General features: G+C 40.6%; 14 protein-coding genes. 10 read left to right on the top strand and 4 right to left on the bottom strand.

The window, feature by feature from the left end:
* Positions 1–52 precede the first annotated feature (52 nt).
* From ACE3G9_RS09815 to feoB, 3 genes are all read left to right on the top strand, one after another.
* Entirely contained in the window at positions 53–3,508 is a 3,456-nt protein-coding gene (locus ACE3G9_RS09815; protein WP_449219030.1) for a helix-turn-helix domain-containing protein, read from the top strand.
* 605 nt (positions 3,509–4,113) lie between these two features.
* Positions 4,114–4,344, top strand: a complete 231-nt coding sequence (locus tag ACE3G9_RS09810; protein WP_417879208.1) for a FeoA family protein — start codon at positions 4,114–4,116, stop codon at positions 4,342–4,344.
* On the top strand, positions 4,341–6,629 hold the full coding sequence (gene feoB, locus ACE3G9_RS09805; protein WP_449219029.1) for a Fe(2+) transporter permease subunit FeoB: 2,289 nt from the start codon (positions 4,341–4,343) through the stop codon (positions 6,627–6,629). Before ACE3G9_RS09810 ends, feoB begins: the two co-directional genes overlap by 4 nt.
* A gap of 83 nt (positions 6,630–6,712) precedes the next feature.
* Here feoB and ACE3G9_RS09800 read toward each other — a convergent pair whose 3' ends face one another.
* Together ACE3G9_RS09800 and argS are read right to left on the bottom strand one after the other, a co-directional pair.
* Positions 6,713–7,144 (bottom strand): HIT domain-containing protein, encoded by a 432-nt coding sequence (locus tag ACE3G9_RS09800; RefSeq protein ID WP_417879495.1) that lies wholly within the window; start codon positions 7,142–7,144, stop codon positions 6,713–6,715.
* Between the two features lie 290 nt (positions 7,145–7,434).
* Positions 7,435–9,168, bottom strand: a complete 1,734-nt coding sequence (gene argS / locus ACE3G9_RS09795) for an arginine--tRNA ligase (RefSeq protein WP_449219028.1) — start codon at positions 9,166–9,168, stop codon at positions 7,435–7,437.
* Positions 9,169–9,450: 282 nt separating this feature from the next.
* Between argS and ACE3G9_RS09790 the strand changes: the two genes are divergently transcribed.
* Positions 9,451–10,056: a VOC family protein gene (locus ACE3G9_RS09790; RefSeq protein ID WP_417879205.1), complete on the top strand. Its 606-nt coding sequence runs from the start codon at positions 9,451–9,453 to the stop codon at positions 10,054–10,056.
* A gap of 71 nt (positions 10,057–10,127) precedes the next feature.
* Here ACE3G9_RS09790 and purU read toward each other — a convergent pair whose 3' ends face one another.
* The gene (gene purU / locus ACE3G9_RS09785) at positions 10,128–10,970 is read right to left on the bottom strand and encodes a formyltetrahydrofolate deformylase (RefSeq protein ID WP_417879494.1); all 843 of its coding nucleotides are present in this window, start codon (positions 10,968–10,970) and stop codon (positions 10,128–10,130) included.
* Between the two features lie 256 nt (positions 10,971–11,226).
* On the opposite strand from purU, the gene ACE3G9_RS09780 reads away from it, so the two are divergent.
* From ACE3G9_RS09780 to rnd, 6 genes are all read left to right on the top strand, one after another.
* On the top strand, positions 11,227–13,188 hold the full coding sequence (locus ACE3G9_RS09780; RefSeq protein WP_449219027.1) for an ATP-dependent DNA helicase: 1,962 nt from the start codon (positions 11,227–11,229) through the stop codon (positions 13,186–13,188).
* A 34-nt stretch (positions 13,189–13,222) separates the two neighbouring features.
* Positions 13,223–13,939 carry a tRNA (adenosine(37)-N6)-threonylcarbamoyltransferase complex dimerization subunit type 1 TsaB gene (tsaB, locus tag ACE3G9_RS09775; RefSeq protein WP_417879203.1) on the top strand — a complete coding sequence of 239 codons (717 nt, stop codon included), beginning with the start codon at positions 13,223–13,225 and terminating at the stop codon, positions 13,937–13,939.
* Positions 13,940–14,032: 93 nt separating this feature from the next.
* Positions 14,033–14,578: a Slp family lipoprotein gene (locus ACE3G9_RS09770; RefSeq protein WP_449219026.1), complete on the top strand. Its 546-nt coding sequence runs from the start codon at positions 14,033–14,035 to the stop codon at positions 14,576–14,578.
* 12 nt (positions 14,579–14,590) lie between these two features.
* Entirely contained in the window at positions 14,591–15,481 is an 891-nt protein-coding gene (locus tag ACE3G9_RS09765; RefSeq protein WP_449219025.1) for an alpha/beta fold hydrolase, read from the top strand.
* 158 nt (positions 15,482–15,639) lie between these two features.
* Positions 15,640–17,349 carry a long-chain-fatty-acid--CoA ligase FadD gene (fadD, locus tag ACE3G9_RS09760; RefSeq protein ID WP_417879200.1) on the top strand — a complete coding sequence of 570 codons (1,710 nt, stop codon included), beginning with the start codon at positions 15,640–15,642 and terminating at the stop codon, positions 17,347–17,349.
* Between the two features lie 70 nt (positions 17,350–17,419).
* Positions 17,420–18,538 carry a ribonuclease D gene (gene rnd / locus ACE3G9_RS09755; protein ID WP_449219024.1) on the top strand — a complete coding sequence of 373 codons (1,119 nt, stop codon included), beginning with the start codon at positions 17,420–17,422 and terminating at the stop codon, positions 18,536–18,538.
* Positions 18,539–18,720: 182 nt separating this feature from the next.
* On the opposite strand, the gene minE is transcribed toward rnd, so the two are convergent.
* Complete coding sequence (gene minE / locus ACE3G9_RS09750; RefSeq protein WP_086982809.1) at positions 18,721–18,981, bottom strand: cell division topological specificity factor MinE; 261 nt, start codon at positions 18,979–18,981, stop codon at positions 18,721–18,723.
* Position 18,982 lies beyond the last annotated feature (1 nt).

The following is an 18,982-nucleotide window of genomic DNA, read 5'->3' as shown; positions in this document are numbered from 1 at the left end:
TTAGTATGCCATAATTTTGCAGTGTTCCGCTTGGTAATTATTAAGGTAGTTTGTGACGTTGCGTATTTTTCGGTTTTTAGTGTTGCTAATGTTCTCTTTTTCCGTCAATGCGATAGAAACTGATTCCATTTTTTATTCTTTGCCAAGCCAAGCACAAGGTCATTTCTTGACGGCAAAGGCATTGTTTTCGAATGAAAAAGGCGGCGTTTGGGTTCAAGATATTCAGAATCAAATTTATTATTTTGATGGTCAACACTTTTCACTTCTTCCTGGTCGCGCATTTAATCATGATACTAACCATGTCACTTATGCTTCAGAACACTTTTGGTATATTGATAGTGGGCGCTTACTTAAAGTTGATAATACCGGCCACAAGGAAGTGGTATTTGAAAGCCCAAAGAAAGAGTTATTCCAAGCGATAGGGCAATCTGAACAAGTCGTGTGGTTGTATGGTAGTCATCACTTTCATACTTTTGATACTCACACTGGTGAGCATCACACTATCCCTGTATCACAAATTACTCAAGGCTCAACCCGAGACAATAATGGTATTGTTAGTGCCACTTTAGTTGCCGGAAAGTGGGTGGTGGCGACCAGTCAATCGCTTTTCTATTTAGATAAAACAGGTATTCGGCGAGTGCTACCTAAGTATTTCTCCAATATTAATCAATTAGCTTTTGATAAAAAAAATCTACGCCTACTGGTTGGAACGCAAAGTGGGGCTTTTAGCCTAAATATGGCAACTATCAAACCAGAAGTGGAGATGATTGCTGCAGGGCAGGTTCAAACTCTCTTAATCACCCCAAGTGATTACTGGATTGGCACTAAAAAAGGCTTATTTGTTCATCAATTAGACACTCAATTGACGAAGTATATTTATAGTAGTTATCAGGATGATTTAGCCCTAATAAATAACAATATCAGAGGGCTAAGTGCTGATAATAAAGGTGGGGTTTGGATTGCCACCGCTAAAGGAATCAATTATTACTCACAAACTAGCGGTTTATTTAAACGAGTTCGCTTTGGGCGTGAAAAGTATAATCTACCTTACCTACATATTAATGATGTAGTTGCTATTAATGATCGAATGGCATGGTTGGCAAGTAACTTAGGTTTATTCAAGGTAACGGCAAGCCGTGCTGATGCTAGAGAAAATAAAGTCGAAAAGTTATTAGACTACAACGTCTCTCATATCAGCCAGTTTGATCACATATTATGGCTAAGCCAAGGTGATAAACTGATACGTTATGATACGGATTCTGGTGTCTCAAATGTTATTCGCAAACAAAATAAATGGTCTGGAAACCACATTTCTCATTTGGTGGTTGATCACCATGGCGATGTCTGGATCTCGAATGAGCGTGGGCTTTATCGTTATTCATGGCAACAACAAAGGACCGATGAATTAGGGCTCGAATGGATGGTAGATAAATATAGTCCATCAACGATTACTAGTCTATATCCGGGGGACAGTGGAAAGCTGTGGATTGGTACGGATCATGGGGTCTATCAATATAATAACCAAGCGATAAGGTTTGACTCGAGAAGTGCTGATTATGGCGATGTAGCCTCTATTGCTGAGTCGGTTAATAATCAGGTTTGGAGTGCGAGCAGCTACGGTTTATTGTATATGCAAGATGGCGATCTCAACGCAACTAAAGTTCGCTTACCTCATTCAAATAGCATTCCTCTTTGTACTATTGGTTCCGAATTAGGTACTTGGGTTACCACTACCAAAGGTATCCATTATTATGATCAAACTGCTGCGCTTTCTCGTTATTTCCCGACACCATTTGGTATCGTTGCTAATGAGTTTCTTCCTAATGGTTGTAGCGTATCACCGAATGGCAAAACCTTAGTACTCACTACACGTCTTGGTCTTATTTTTGCTTCAACGGAAACACTCATTAAAACTGAATTACCCACCAATGATGTGTTGGTCGGTGAGTTTCAGGTCGACCATTCAGTGATAATGGTAGCACCGCAAACCAGTAGAGATATTCATGTTAGTTATGGTCGCTCGGTCAGTGTACTTTTTGGTATTTTGCCAAATTTTGAAGTGCCGCAAGTGCAGTATCGTTTGCTCGGTAGCGAAAAAGAAAATTGGGTGGACTTTCAAGGCTCACAGTTAACCTTTGAACATTTAGAACCAGGTCATTACACTTTAAAATTAAAGACTATGTCTCAGGTGGGAACCAGTCATTCTGGTGCGAAGTATAGTTTTATCGTGAGCAAACCTTGGTATTTACTTCCGAGTAGTGTGGCTATTTTTGTGGTATTGCTGATTGGTAGCATTGTATTGTTGATTACATGGCGCTCCAAAATTATGTTGAAAACCAATGTAAGGTTAAGGCGTTTGATTAACTTGAAAACCCAGCAATTAAGGCATCAAAGTCAATTATTGGTTAGCAGCAATATGCAGCTACGTAAACAAGCCCAGACTCGACGTATATTGGTTGGGGAGCGAGTTACTAAAGCTAAATCAAACCTTGATGACCTGAAAGATTACCTACACAAGAATGACCTCAAAAATACGCTAGCTTTAAGTCATACAGAGCAAGCACTAGAACCTTTAGAGCAAATTTTGGTGTTATATGATAATAAGACTCCAGAGTGTACGGTATTTGATGGGCAAGTAGTGTCCTTTGTTGTAAAAGCTGTAGTGAAAGGTTGGCAACAAGAAGCGGATAAAGTTGGGATCACTTTGCTTGTTGAAGACAATAGCCAAGGCTGTTTGGTTAAGGTGAAACACTTCAATCTTGATATGATCTTAAATACCTTGATGGCGAGTGCTTTGATCCGTTCAGATGCCAATCAAATTATTCACCTCTCAGCGAAACTTGCCGATGGTCGACTCCATATTTCTATCGAAGATACGGGAGAAGGTATCTCAGAAGAAGAAATACAAGCTTTTGAAGCGCAAGAGTTTGGTCGAGCAGAAATTAAACATAAATTTACCTTATCAGATACCTCTCTATCTGCTATTGCCCAAATGGCTGATTACAGTGGAGGGCATTTTGATTTTCATTATAATCAATTGATACATAGAACGCGCTTATCTATTTCATGGTCTGTCGAAAAGTCTCTTTCCTCGATTGATATTGATGGAGATGCCTGCACTACCGAAACGCCCACTTCCCAGCAGGAAACTCACAACGTAAATAAATCAACGAATAGTAAAGTTCAAAATGACTGGCTTGATAAAGTTTATCAACTGGTTGAAAAGCATTATCCCGATCCTGATTTTAGTACATGTCATGCAGCCAAGATGCTGTTTTTATCGGAGAGAAGTTTACAGAGAAAGTTTAAATCTTTATCTGGTGGATCTTTTATGGATTATGTGACCAAAGTTCGTTTAGAGAAAGCTTGCGAATTATTAATTTCAGGTGAGAAAATATCAGATACTGCTTTTGAAACCGGGTTTAATGATCCATCATACTTCAGTCAAAGGTTTAAGCATTACTTTGGCCTGTCACCATCTAAGTTTATTGAAAATTCAATAGAGTGATGTGTTTGGTAATCAAATAGTTTTAATGCCAGCAGAGCTAAAGTCAGCTCATCATACAATACAGATCCAATAAAGGCGTGTTGCTTGAAACAACACGCCTTTATTTATGAATAAAAAAAGCGTGACATAACCGGGGGGATTATGTCACGGGTGTAATGACACCTTCGCTTGCTGCTAGAGTGTATTGATAGACAATACACATCAGGAATAAAATGGTTAGATAACTACAAGCTATCGATAGGTTTATTTATACTGGAACAGACTTGTTTTCCGTATAAAAATAACGACATCGATATATGAAATTAGCGACAAGTTAACAATTCATCTTTATATCCTTTAAATATCAGTTGGTTAGGTGTGTTTTTCTTGGTGAAGCATTTTCAATGATAATATTTAAAATTAACGTTTTTGACGTAAATAGAAAAACAGAACTGACGATTTTGACAGTAAATCTAAATACTTTCGTTTACATAAAAAATAGAAGTGAGAAATTACCATTCTGATGCAATGATAAATTGACCTGACGCAATAAATAAAATGTAATAAAATGTATTATATACGCAAATATAAATGCAAATGGTTCTCATTAAGGGTTTTGTTACGATATGAAGTTAAATGAATTGAAAATGGGTCAAAGTGCCAATATTGTGCATTTAAACGCACTACCAAATGATATTAGAAAAAAGCTAATGATCATGGGTATGTTGCCAAATACTCCAGTGACTTTAATTCGTAAAGCCCCTTTAGGTGATCCATTACAAGTTGAAGTGCGCGGAGTGTCTTTAGCTATAAGGAATAAAGTAGCCGAAGACATTGAAATTGAGGTGGGCCAATGAGCTTTAATATTTTAACCGTTGGTAACCCAAATAGTGGTAAAACAACATTATTTAATGGCTTAACAGGTGCTAAGCAACATGTTGGTAACTGGGCTGGTGTTACTGTTGAGAAAAAAACGGGTTATTTTAACCATAAGCAAAAAGAATTTAACTTAACTGATTTGCCGGGTATTTATTCATTAGATAGTGCCAATGATGCCAATAGTATTGATGAGTCGATTGCCTCTTCAGCTGTTTCGGCTATGCAAGCTGATCTTATTATTAATGTAGTGGACGCCACTAGCCTTGAACGCAGCTTATATATGACTCTGCAATTGCGTGAATTAGGTCGTCCAATGATCGTAGTGCTCAATAAGCTTGATGCATTGCACCGTGAACACCAAGAAATTGATGTTGAGGCGCTATCGAAAGAACTTGGTTGTCCGGTTTATATTCTTTCTGCGATCAATATGCAACAAGTTACCAAATTTAAAGATGACATTCATAAACTATCTCAAACGCCTATTGAGCTTGAAAGCCTGCATCTTGATTACGGTTATCAAATTGAATCAGCGATTGCTGAATTAAACCCGCTATGGCCTGCTGAGCGTATCGTTTCTCCTCGTGCTATGTCTATTCGTGCGTTAGAGCAAGATGGTTTAATATTATCTCATCTTTCTGAACATGATCTAGAACTACATAAAGCCTTATCAGAAAGGTTAGCGGCAGATTTTGATATCGATCTAGCCATCACGAATACCAAATATAGTTATCTACATGAAGTGTGTAAGCAAGTTCGCATTCTTGACTCTGCCTTAAGTAAAAACGTCACTCAAAAAATTGATCAGGTTGTTTTGAATAAATGGTTTGGCATTCCATTTTTCTTTTTTGTTATGTATTTAATGTTTATGTTTTCTATCAATATTGGTAGTGCTTTTATCGATTTTTTCGATATCGGTGTTGGGGCAATATTGGTTGATGGCGGGCATTACTTACTTGATGGACATCTACCGGTTTGGTTAGTTACGGTTATTGCTGATGGTATTGGTGGGGGTATTCAAACGGTTGCTACGTTTATTCCCGTGATTGCTTGTTTGTACTTGTTTTTATCGTTACTGGAAAGCTCTGGCTATATGTCTCGTGCAGCTTTCGTATTAGATAAAGTGATGCAAAAAATTGGCTTGCCGGGTAAAGCGTTTGTGCCATTGATTTTGGGATTTGGTTGTAATGTGCCAGCGATTATGGCAACTCGTACCATGGACCAAGAGCGTGAGCGTAAGTTATCGGCGACAATGGCTCCATTTATGTCTTGTGGGGCTCGATTACCAGTTTATACGCTATTTGCGGCAGCATTCTTTCCACATAGTGGCCAAAATGTAGTGTTTGCTCTTTATTTACTTGGTATTTTGGCGGCGGTATTTACCGGTATGCTACTTAAGAAAACGCTTTATCCAGGTAATAGCAGTAGTTTCATCATGGAAATCTCAGATTACGAAATCCCAACGGTGCGTAATGTGATTATTAAAACATGGCAGAAATTAAAACGTTTCGTACTTGGTGCAGGTAAGACGATTGTTTTCGTGGTTGCAGTATTAAGTTTCTTTAATTCACTCGGCACGGATGGTTCGTTTGGTAATGAAGATAGCCAGAATTCTGTGTTATCGAAAGCAGCACAAGTGGTTACACCTGTATTTGCGCCTATGGGGGTAGATCAAAATAACTGGCCAGCGACGGTTGGTATTATTACTGGCATTTTTGCTAAAGAAGCGGTAGTAGGAACATTGAATAATCTATATTCAGATCCACAAGAAGAAGACACAGAATTTAACTTAGTGGATAGCCTTAAAGAAGCGCTACAAACCATCCCTGACAACCTTGCAGGCTTAAGCTTTAGTGATCCTCTTGGTATTGAAGTTGGCGATTTAGGTGATTCAAGTGCTGCCGCAGAAGAGCAAGGCGTAAGCTCAGGTATCTTTGGTAATTTACAAGCCTATTTTGTAACGGGTGGTGCTGCCTTTGCTTACTTATTGTTTATATTGCTATACACACCATGTGTCGCAGCAATGGGGGCATATGTTCGTGAATTTGGGCCTAAGTTTGCTCGCTTTATTGGCTTGTGGACTATGTTCTTAGCTTATGCTTCTGCGGTCATTTATTATCAAGCGACTAGCTTTGCTGTACATCCATTATCGAGCAGCTTGTGGATTGGTTTGATGCTCATTGCTTTTGTGATGGTTTATATTCGCTTAAAGCAGATAGGTCAAAAAGAACAAGCACTACGAATTGATGTGGTTAACATTAACTAGTTGACTGGTGAATAGCAGAAAGGCTCAGAATGTGAAGGTTCTGAGCCTTTTTTATGGAGGCCAATCTTTTTATTGGTATCAGCTTAGCGGCTAAATTGCGGGAATTGATTCTTAAAGGCATCAGCAAGAGTTTGAATTAAGGTTTCAGTTTCTTGTACCGAACGTTGTTTCCCTTCGGTATTTCCCCAAACCGGGCCTGGCCAAGCGACATCAGTTTCAAAACGCGCAATATGATGAATATGCAATTGCGGCACCATGTTTCCGAGTGCGCCTAAATTGAGCTTCTTAGGGTTAAATAACGTTTCTAGGTTTTCAAATACCGTTTGAGATTCAACTAGAAATTGTTGCTGTTGTTCCATCGGCAAATGATGCAACTCTTGAAGGCCGTCAATTTTAGGCACTAAGATCACCCAAGGTCCGATATTTTCTTTATGCAGTAACGCCAAACACAGAGGGAATTCACCGATTACATCCGTGTCTTTTTGCAATTGTGGGTGCAGTGTAAAGCTCATGATTAACCTTCATATTGTTGTTGGATTTATACCAATCGCATTAATTATCTGATCATTCTCGTTTGTTAAAGGCCTCGATAACTGCATTATCCTTTTCGTTTGTAAAGAAGTTGATTGTAGAGCAACTACTTATCGAAAATTTATGCCTTGTCCTCAAGGCTTTTTCCTTCGCAATTTCTGATCACCTAATGAATTTGATTGGTATTAGTATGAGAAAAGCATATCACCAAATGGATAAAAATATCCCCTCGATTACTCAAGGGGATAATTTATAGATAACTAACGCGTATTGATTACATGCGCTCTAAGGTTTCAATTCCTAATAGGTCAAGACCTTGTTTGATGGTCTTAGCCGTTAGAGCAGCCAGTTTCAAGCGGCTTTGTTTCACAGCTTCATCTTCAGCGCTCAAGATAGGGCAAGCTTCATAGAAACTAGAGAACTGACCTGCTAGCTCAAATAGGTAGCTACACATTAGGTGAGGTTGACCTTCACGAGCAACTGATGTCACGGCTTCATCAAATTGAAGAAGTTTAGAAATCAGTGCTGTTTCTTTATCATCACCTACCATGATATCACCTGATAGGCTATTCATATCGATGCCAGCTTTAGCAAAGATAGACGCGACACGAGTGTAAGCATATTGCATGTAAGGAGCTGTGTTACCTTCGAACGCTAGCATGTTGTCCCAATCGAAGATGTAATCGGTGGTACGGTGCTTAGAAAGGTCTGAGTATTTTACTGCTGCCATTGCAACAGTATTCGCAATATTGGCTTTTTCTTCTGTCGAAAGCTCTGGGTTTTTATCTTCAATTAGCTTTTGTGCACGTTCGGTCGCTTCATCAAGAAGATCAGCCAAACGAACGGTACCACCAGCGCGCGTTTTGAATGGACGGCCATCTTTACCTAGCATCATACCGAAAGCATGGTGCTCAAGAGAGACAGACTCAGGAACATAACCAGCTTTACGCACGATAGTCCAAGCTTGCATTAGATGCTGATGCTGACGTGAATCGATGAAGTACAGTACGCGATCCGCACCTAGTGTTTCATAACGATATTTCGCACAAGCAATGTCGGTCGTGGTGTATAGGTAACCACCATCACGTTTTTGCACGATAACACCCATAGGTTCGCCATCTTTGTTTTTGTACTCATTTAGGAAGACGACTTGCGCGCCATCATCTTCAACCGCTAGGCTTTGAGCTTTTAGGTCAGCGACGATAGCTGGCAACATATCGTTGTACATGCTTTCACCCATCACGTTATCACGAGATAGAGAAACATTGAGACGATCATAGTTACGCTGGTTTTGGATCATGGTGACATCGACCAATTTCTTCCACATTTTCGCGCAATGCTCATCACCGCCTTGTAGTTTTACTACGTAGCCACGAGCACGTTCTGCAAACGCTTCATCTTCATCGTATAATTTTTTCGATTCGCGGTAGAAGCCTTCAAGATCGGCCAGTTCCATTGACACTTCGCCTTGTTCTTTTTCGACACGCTCAAGGTTGGCAATCAACATACCAAATTGCGTACCCCAGTCACCAATGTGGTTGGCGCGAATGACTTTGTGGCCTAAAAACTCAAGAGTACGAACTACTGCATCACCGATGATGGTTGAACGTAGGTGACCAACGTGCATTTCTTTAGCAACGTTTGGCGCAGAGTAATCGGCAACGATGGTTTGTTGTTCTTGAGTGGCAACGCCTAAACGCTCATCTGATAGTGCAGCAGAAGCTTGTTTGGCTAAGAAAGCAGGGTCGAGGAAAATGTTAATGAAACCTGGGCCAGCAATTTCAGCTTTGATCGCGATACCGTCTAGGTCTAAAACATCAATCACTTTTTGCGCAAACTCACGAGGGTTCATTCCCAATTTTTTTGCCACACCCATAACACCGTTTGCTTGGTAATCACCAAATTGTGCTTTGGCTGATTGTCGAACTGCTGCTGGGCTTCCAGCGGGTGCGCCAGCGGCTTCGAGAGCTTTCGATACTTTGTCATTAATGAGGGCTGCAATATTCACGTGTGCTTCCTATGTAGTAGCTGTAAGAGTGGTTGTACTGTTGGTCGACAACCAGTCAAAATTTTTAATTAGAAAATGTGATCTATGATACCAATATTTACGGGGACATGAAAAACCTAATCTGCAATTTAAAGTGATTTTATTGGATTTATTCGTACTAACGCTTAAACCATCGCTTTATACTCACTTCACTTGAGTGTATTGGCTATTTCAATTGCTTTGGTTGCCGAAATATTTCAGATACACTTCCGTTATAATTTCATATTTTGGATATCCACGACGATGACTGCCTCAGCACCAACTTCTTTATCGCCTCACTCATTATTCCCGAAAACTTTGCTAGCGGATCTACCTCGTTTCTGGCGAGATATTTTAACCTTGGCAGATGAGTTGGGAATCGATACTCAACCCCTTATAGCTGATCATGTTGCGATGCGAATCAATGCGCTGGATGTGGCCCAAAATGCCCACCAAGAGTGGCTAACTCAGGGCAAACAAATTTCCAATACGATGATTAACGGCCGCCCAATTATTGTGATTGAATTTTCTCAGCCGTTACAGATTGAAAACCATAGTATTGAATGTCTAGAGCTTCCTTATCCAAGTGATAAAACTTATCCGAATGAAGGCTGGGAGCACGTGGAGTTTGTTGTGCCTAGTTCCGCGCAAACTGCACCGCAATTTGCCGAAGAGGTAAAAGCCGTATTTCCACAATTAGAAGCCAATTGGGATAGCTTGGGTGAAAAAGGAATCAAGGTGAAATTATCTAGCCCACAAGGTGAAGGCGAGCGTTTGGCAAACCCGACCGTGGCTTTCAAGAAAAATGGTGTGTGTATTAAGCTACATCCACATACGTTAAAAGAAGTGATAGCGAGTGAACAAGCGTAAGTTTTTAACCTTTTGAAAATAAACAGGGGCGCTCAGCGAAAAACTGAGCGCCCCTATTTTTTATTCTGAATTTATAAAATCACAGTCTTGTTACCATAAACAAACACATGGTCATTCACCACTTTATTTAATGCCTTACTCAAGACATTCTTCTCAACATCACGACCTGCTTGAGCCATATCTGCTGCACTGAAGTTATGATCCACTGGGATCACATCTTGCTTAATGATTGGACCTTCATCTAAGTCATTAGTTACGAAGTGCGCAGTTGCCCCAATGATTTTTACGCCGCGATCAAACGCTTGCTGGTAGGGTTTTGCACCAATAAAGGCTGGTAAGAAGCTATGGTGAATATTAATGATTTTATGCGGGAATTGTGCCACAAAGTTAGGCGTTAAAACTCGCATGTATTTTGCTAATACCACGTAACGTGGATCATAGCTTTTGATCACCTCAAGCATTTTTTCTTCATGCTCTTCACGGCTTAAACCTTCATGTGAAATGTGGTGATAAGGAATATCAAAACGCTCGGTTAAGGTTTGTAATTTATCGTAGTTACCCACCACTGCGACAATTTCAACATCTAAGCTACCATCGTAGGCTTTCATCAAAATATCACCAAGGCAATGGGCTTCTTTGGTCACCATGATGACGATTTTTTTGCGTGATGAGCTGATTAGCGAGCGTTTGCTGCTTGCTGGTAAAGCTAGATCTAAATCTGCAAGTAACGCTTCATCATTAAACGTCCCTTCAAGCTCAGTTCTCATGAAAAAGTGACCGCTAACATTATCTACAAATTCATTATTGTGAATAATGTTTAGCTGGTGTTTAAAACAGATGTTGGTGATTTTAGCAATCAATCCACGTTCATCGCTGCAATGAGTCAGCAGCGTTTTTCTTTCCAATTTTTCCATACCAAAATCCAAAGTGACAAAATCGAATGGCGACATAAAAAGTGCCAATCGATAAACTTACCAAATAAGCATGAGAGCTGAAGGTCGCAATCAAAAGTGATTCAACAATCTAACGATCTGTAAATCATTTAGCAAGCGTATTTAATACTTGGTTGGTTCGCTTCATTATAACTTGAGTTTGAGAACATCATTCCACTGCTTCATTAAAACTGCCATAATTGCACTCTCGCTTTAACGTTTCAGGCAATGATATCTGATGATTTCAAAAACATTTTCTTCTTCTGGCGCTCTAGGTAAAGCCATTCCAGGGTTTCAGCCGCGTCCGCCTCAGATAGATATGGCCGAAGCGGTACATCAAGCGATTAAAAACGATCAGCAACTGGTGGTTGAAGCCGGAACTGGAACCGGTAAAACCTTTGCCTATCTAGTTCCTGCGTTATTGAGTGGCAAAAAAGTCATCATCAGTACGGGGTCGAAAAACCTGCAAGAGCAATTATTCCACCGAGATTTACCATTAATGGTGAATGCACTAGGTTTTACTGGCCATGTTTCGTTATTAAAAGGTCGCTCCAACTACCTGTGCTTAGACCGATTAAGTCGTCAATTAATTGAAAGTCATACTAATGAAGCGGATCCGGAGTTGTTATCGCAATTAGTCAAGGTGCGCTCTTGGTCATCTGAAAGTAAAACTGGCGATTTGGGAGATTGTGAAGCGATAGCTGAAGATTCACCAATTATTAGCAATATCACCTCAACCAACGATAATTGTCTGGGGAAAGAATGCCCAAGTTATCAAGATTGCTTTGTGTTGAAAGCACGAAAAAAGGCGATGGATTCCGATCTAGTCGTGGTTAACCACCATTTATTCTTGGCTGATCTAGCAATAAAAGAAACCGGCTTTGGTGAGTTAATTCCTGACGCTGACGTATTTATCTTTGATGAAGCCCACCAATTACCTGATATTGCCAGCCAATATTTCGGACAATCGATTTCAAGTCGCCAAATTCAAGAACTGGCTAAAGATATTGAAATAGGTTACCGCACCGAAGCGAAAGATATGCGTCAGTTGCAAAAAATTGCCACTAAGCTCGTGCAAACCTTTATGGATTTACGGATCATTCTTGGTGATATCAACTATCAAGGCTCCAATTCCTCCGGTAAAAGTATTCGCGGTAATTGGCGAGAAGCGATCAAATCTCAAGCGGTAATGCGTGAAATTGAACGGTTACATGAAGCGCTAGATTTAGCACTAGAAGTTTTAAAAATCGCACTAGGGCGTAGTGAGTTATTAGATGCGGCCTATGAGCGTACTCACATGATTAAAAGCCGTCTCACTCGGGTGTGTGATACTTCAATTACCGGCTATTCCTATTGGTTTGAATGCAGCCCACGCCACTTTGTGTTGCACATTACGCCGCTCTCGGTATCGGATAAGTTTAAAGAACAAATCGCTACCAAGCAGGGCAGTTGGATTTTTACTTCAGCAACTCTTGCGGTGCGTGATGACTTTAAACATTTTACTGAACGACTAGGTATTGAACCAGCTCAACAATTTACTCTGCCGAGTCCGTTTGATTATCAATCTCAAGCGCTATTGTGCGTACCTCGATATTTACCAGAACCGAACAGTGTCGGCATGGCAGAAAAATTGGCTCAAATGCTAGGGCCGGTGATTGAAGCGAATAATGGACGCTGTTTCTTTTTATGTACCTCTCACCACATGATGCGTCGTTTGGCGGATTTATTTCGTGAGCAACTTGATTTATCGGTACTCGTACAAGGTGAAACCAGTAAGCAAAAACTGCTGAATGAATTTATCGAACATGGTAATGCAGTTTTAGTCGCCACTGGCGCTTTCTGGGAGGGGATAGATGTTAGAGGCGACGCGTTAAGCTGTGTTATCATCGACAAACTACCTTTTACTGCTCCAGATGATCCATTGCTTAAAGCGCGAATTGAAGATTGCCGACTCAAACAAGGTGATGCCTTTGCCGAAGTACAATTGCCGGATGCGGTGATTACTTTAAAGCAAGGAGTAGGTCGTTTGATTCGAGATCAAAAAGATAAAGGTGTGCTAATCATTTGTGATAATCGTTTAGTAACACGTGAGTATGGTGGGATCTTCTTACAGAGCCTACCGCCAATCCCACGAACTCGGGATTTAAATAAAGTATCGGAATTCTTATCTCAATCATGCTCTATAGTGAATAAATCTTAGAGCCATGATAGACAACAACTAGCTTGAGGCCTTAATGAGCGCAAAAATCCTAGCCTTAGATACATCAACAGAAAACTGTTCTGTTGCCTTAATGATTGATGATCGCATCATCGCACGCAGTGAAGTGGCACCTCGTGATCACACCAAAAAAATTCTGCCAATGGTCGATGAAGTATTAAAAGAAGGCGGTGTCACATTACAAGATCTTGATGCGCTAGCCTTTGGTCGTGGTCCGGGTAGTTTTACCGGCGTGCGTATTGGTATCGGTATTGCGCAAGGTTTAGCCTTTGGTGCTGAGTTGCCAATGATTGGTATTTCTACATTAACCGCGATGGCGCAAGCAACCTACCGTACCCAGCAGTCTGAAAATGTTGTGGCGGCGATTGATGCACGTATGAGTGAAATCTATTGGGGTCAATATCAACGTCAAACCAATGGTGAATGGCAAGCTGTCGCGCTACCAGATGGCCAATTAGAATGCGTGATCCCGCCACAAGAACTGGCTGAACATCTAACATCGAAAGAAGGCGTTTGGAGTCAAGCCGGCACTGGTTGGGATGCGTATGAAGAGTCATTAGTGAACCTACCTTTATCGATGACAAAAGGTGAAGTTTTGTATCCTGAAGCGCAAGATATTGCCGTGCTAGCACAATTTGAATGGAAAAAAGGCAATACAGTTGACGCTGAACAAGCGAGCCCAACCTATCTACGCGATAAAGTGACGTGGAAAAAACTGCCAGGTCGCGAATAATTTCCCATAATTTGCTGTGGAACTAGAGCGGGTTTATTACAGTCATAGGAAATATTCGTAATCACACGCCTATTATCAATAAGGAGTGAAAGCATGAAAAAGTATGGTTTGTTGTTTTTAATTCTTATTGGATTATCTGCATGTTCTTCTTTGCCTCCTGAGCTAGAAGCGACCTCAGAACAGCCAATTACTGACTATCAACAATGGGTTAATTCTAATCCAGATAAATCGGTTGAAGTTCGCTTAGGTGGCATCATAACGAAAGTTACTAATCTTTCAGATCAAACTCGAATTGAAATAGTAAATTTGCCAATTTCTTCAAATGGTAAGCCGAGCTTAGAAAGTGATCCGAAAGGACGTTTTGTCGCCTATGTTGATGGTTTCTTGGAGCCGGTCAATTATAAACCAGGACGCTTGATCACTGTCGTCGGACAAAGTACAGAACCAGAAAAAGGGAAAGTTGGTGAATATTCTTATACTTTCCCGACATTAAAAGCCAATGGTCAACGTTTGTGGACTATCGAAAAATCAACGTATATTGAAAATGATGATTGGTGGATGAGAGGTTGTTTACGAGGTTCTACTTTTTGCCATAATTATGGGCCAACTCGGGCTAGAGTGATCCAAGAAGTGAAATAGGGCATCAAAATTATGTTGCGAGAAAGAGAGATTCAGTTATCTCATTTGCGATTATCCGGTCTTGAATTTGGACAAGAGAGTCACGCCAGTGTGACTCTTTTGTTTTTGCACGGTTGGTTGGATAACGCAGCCAGTTTTACGCCAATTTTGGAAACCTTAATTCCCATCGCACAACAAAAAAATTGGCATTTATTGTCTATTGATTTAGCTGGACATGGTTTATCTCAACATAGAAGTTCGGATAGTTTTTATCCATTTCACGACTACATCGCCGATATTCACGATCTATTAATGAATATCGCCCCAAATAAATGTATTTTAATCGGCCATTCTCTTGGTGCTTTAATTGCAAGTTGCTATAGTGCGGCCTTTCCTGACAAAGTGCAGGGGCTTATTCAAATTGAAGGTTTGGGGCCGCTGAGTGAATCGGCTGAAAGTAGCGTTGATCGCCTGCGTAAAGGTGTATTGAGTCGACAACGCATCCAGGCTAAACCCATTCGACGTTATAAGTCGCAACATGATGCCTGTTTACATCGGATGCATGCCAACCAGCTAACGGATAAACAATTAAAGCCTTTAATCGAAAGAGGCACTTATCTTGACGATGGGCATTGGTATTGGCGTTATGATGCAAAGCTAAAATGTCAGTCAATTTATCGCATGACGGAAGCGCAAAGTTTGGTTTATTTACAGGCGATCGAATGTCCAAATTTATTGATTTTCGGGGACAATGGTTTCCCACAATTTACCGGTGCGGTGATGAGAAAGATGGCTTTAAAGCATTGCCATGAAGTGATCGTACAAGGTGGACATCATTGCCATATTGAATCTTTTACGCAAGTTAGTGACTTGATCGCCACTTTTGTAGCCAAAAACAACGGAAAGTGTGATTTAAATAATTAACCTGAAAAGTGATTGTCGTTACTATATACCCAAGTAACTTCAAGTTACTTGGGTATAAGTATGACTTTGTGAAATCAAATTTATAATAAAAATGCATAGTAGTTTATTCATAATGTAAGTATTGAAACTACATGTAATACAGAATAAAGGAAAGTACCGTGGAAAAACCGTGGTTAAAGCGTTACCCAGAGAACGTTCCAGAAACTATTAACCCAGACCAATACAGCTCATTAATTGAAATGTTTGAGCAATCGGTGCAAAAGTTTGCCGATCAGCCAGCGTTTATGAATATGGGCTCAGTAATGACTTTCCGTAAGTTAGAAGAGCGTAGCCGTGCTTTTGCCGCCTACTTACAAAATGATTTGAAATTGAAAAAAGGCGACCGCGTTGCTTTGATGATGCCGAACGTATTGCAATACCCAATTGCTTTATTTGGCATTTTACGTGCTGGTATGATTGCGGTTAACGTTAATCCACTTTATACCCCGCGTGAGTTAGAACATCAGTTAAATGATGCCGATGTTAAAGCGATTGTGATTGTGTCTAACTTTGCTCACACCTTAGAAAAAGCGGTGGACAATACGCCAATCAAACACGTTATTTTAACTAGTCTTGGTCAAATGCTGCCGAAAGTGAAAGGTACTGCGGTTGATTTTATTGTTAAATACGTTAAAGGCTTAGTACCTAAATATCATTTGCCGGGCGCTATCTCATTTCGTAAAGCGTTGTATAAAGGTCGCCGTCTACAATACGTCAAACCTTTCCTTGAAGGGGATGATATTGCGTTCTTACAATACACTGGTGGCACGACTGGTGTGGCAAAAGGGGCGATTTTAACACATCGCAATATGGTGGCGAATGTACTGCAAGCCAAAGGTGCTTACGGTTCTTTATTGTGTGATGGTCGTGAAACGGTTGTGACCGCACTACCGCTTTATCATGTATTTGCTCTTACCATTAACTGTTTATTATTTATGGAAATTGGTGGCGCTAACTTACTGATTACCAACCCACGAGACATTCCAACTTTCGTTAAAGAGCTGAAAAAAGTACCATTTACTGCCATTACAGGGGTGAATACATTATTTAATGCGTTAGTCAATAATGAAGACTTTAAAGAGCTTGATTTTAGCCACTTACGTTTATCTGTCGGTGGTGGTATGGCGGTTCAACGCGCAGTGGCAGATAAGTGGATTAACATTACTAAATGTTACTTATTAGAAGGTTACGGCTTGACTGAGTGTTCTCCTTTGGTTGCCGCCTACCCGTATGATTTAAAAGAATACAATGGTTCAATTGGTCTTGCGATGCCATCGACCGAAGTCCGTATTATTGATGATGAAGGTAAGGTGCTCGGCTTCGATCAAACTGGTGAGCTGCAAGTGCGTGGCCCTCAAGTGATGGAAGGCTACTGGAACCGTGCGGAAGCCAGCAAAGAAGTGATCACGCAAGATGGTTGGTTATCAACCGGCGATATCGTACGCTTTGATGACGAAGGTTTTATGTACATTGTAGATCGTAAGAAAGATATGATCTTAGTGTCAGGCTTCAATGTTTATCCGAATGAAATTGAAGATGTGGTTGCGCTACATAGTAAAGTATTAGAAGTGGCAGCGATTGGACAACCACATGATACTTCAGGAGAAATCGTTAAGATTTACGTAGTGAAGAATGACAACAGCTTAACCAAAGAAGAGCTTATTGCCCATTGCCGAGAACACTTAACCGGTTATAAAATTCCGAAAGTAGTTGAATTTCGTGAAGAACTTCCTAAGAGCAATGTTGGTAAAATCTTACGACGTGAGCTAAGAGAAGAAAATATTGCTAACTTATCGAAAAGCAAAGCCTCGCCAGAAGCAACGGCGTAATTTCTTTTGCTTTTGAAATATACCCTCAAATGCCAGACATTACGTTCTGGCATTTCATTTAAGGATTGACGTGAATTACACCACCATTAAAGATAGCCAACAACTTACAGAGGTATGCCAAAAAGCACGTTTAGCTAGTGTTGTGATGCTTGATACTGAATTTGTACGAACACGTACTTATCACCCACAACTTGGGCTTATTCAGCTGTATGACGGCGAGCAACTGGTATTGATTGATCCGCTTGAGATTGATGATATGCAGGCTTTCTCTGAGTTACTGAGTGATACCTCAGTGACCAAGATTTTGCATGCTTGTGGTGAAGATTTAGAAGTCTTTCAGCATGTGTTTGGTTGCACGCCAACCCCAATGATTGATACTCAATTGATGGCTGCCTTTTTAGGTTATGGTCTATCAACAGGCTTTGCCACGTTAGTGAATGACTACCTAGGCGTTGAGCTTGATAAGAGTGAATCACGCGCGGATTGGTTAGCACGCCCATTAACCGATAAACAACTTGATTACGCCGCTGCGGATGTTTTCTACTTATTGCCACTGTATCAACAGTTGTTAGAGCAAGTAGAAGCTAAAGGCTGGTTAGACGCGGTGAAACAAGAATCACAACTACTGGTTGAAAAACGATTGAAGCAAGTGAAACCTGAGCAAGCGTATTTATCGGTGAAAGGCGCGTGGATATTAAAGCCGCAACAATTAGCCATCTTAAAAATCATTGCTCAGTGGCGTTTGTTAGAAGCTCAAAAACGAGATTTGGCGTTAAATTTTATTGTGAAAGAAGCCAATATGGTGGAAGTGTGTCGCAATGAAATGACCAGTTTAAAAGAGATGAATGAAGCAGGCTTTGACCATCGTGAAGTTCGTCGTCATGGTAATACTTTGATTGCCATGGTGAAGCAAGGCCAAGCAACACCAGAAAGCGAATGGCCTGCTAAGATCACGCGTTTAATGGATAACCCAGCCTATAAGCAATTATTCAAAGTGCTAAAAGATGAAGTGAAATTATCTTCAGAGTCATCAGGCCTAGCCACCGAGTTCCTAGCATCGAAAAAGCAACTTAACCAATTTATTTCTTGGGTATGGAATAAAGATCGTAATCCAGAGCAACTACCGGATGTCATGCAAGGTTGGCGTAAGGAGATAGTGGGTGAGGCGTTGGATAAAAAGATGAGTTAGCGGCGGCTCGGGTTTCGTTGCCCGTATCTCGGCTTTGATGTTGAAAGTCATGTGATAAGGAGCAACCTGAGCGACTTTGTTAGCCAAAAGAAGTTAACCCAAAAAGAATAAAACCCACTTCATTTATGGTGAAGTGGGTTTTCTTTTTCGAGAAACGAGACTCGAGAAACAAGATTCGGCTGTTAATCTTTTTCCGGCAATTGAATATTCAACTCTAGCACCGAAAGATCATCATCGCCTTGCTCTAGGCTGACGTTAACCATTGAAGGATCAACTGAAACGTATTTGCTCAATACTTGCAGAATATCTTCTTTTAGTTGAGGAAGGTAAGAAGGATTGGCGCTACCTTGATTACGACGCTCAGCAACAATGATTTGTAAACGTTCTTTGGCAAGGTTAGCGGTATCTTTTTTCTTCGGTCGGAAGAATTGCAGTAATGACATG

The sequence above is a fragment of the Vibrio sp. E150_018 genome (genome assembly GCF_053544035.1).
Note: the sequence above shows the minus strand (reverse complement) of the source record. Positions and strands in the feature narration are given on the sequence as shown.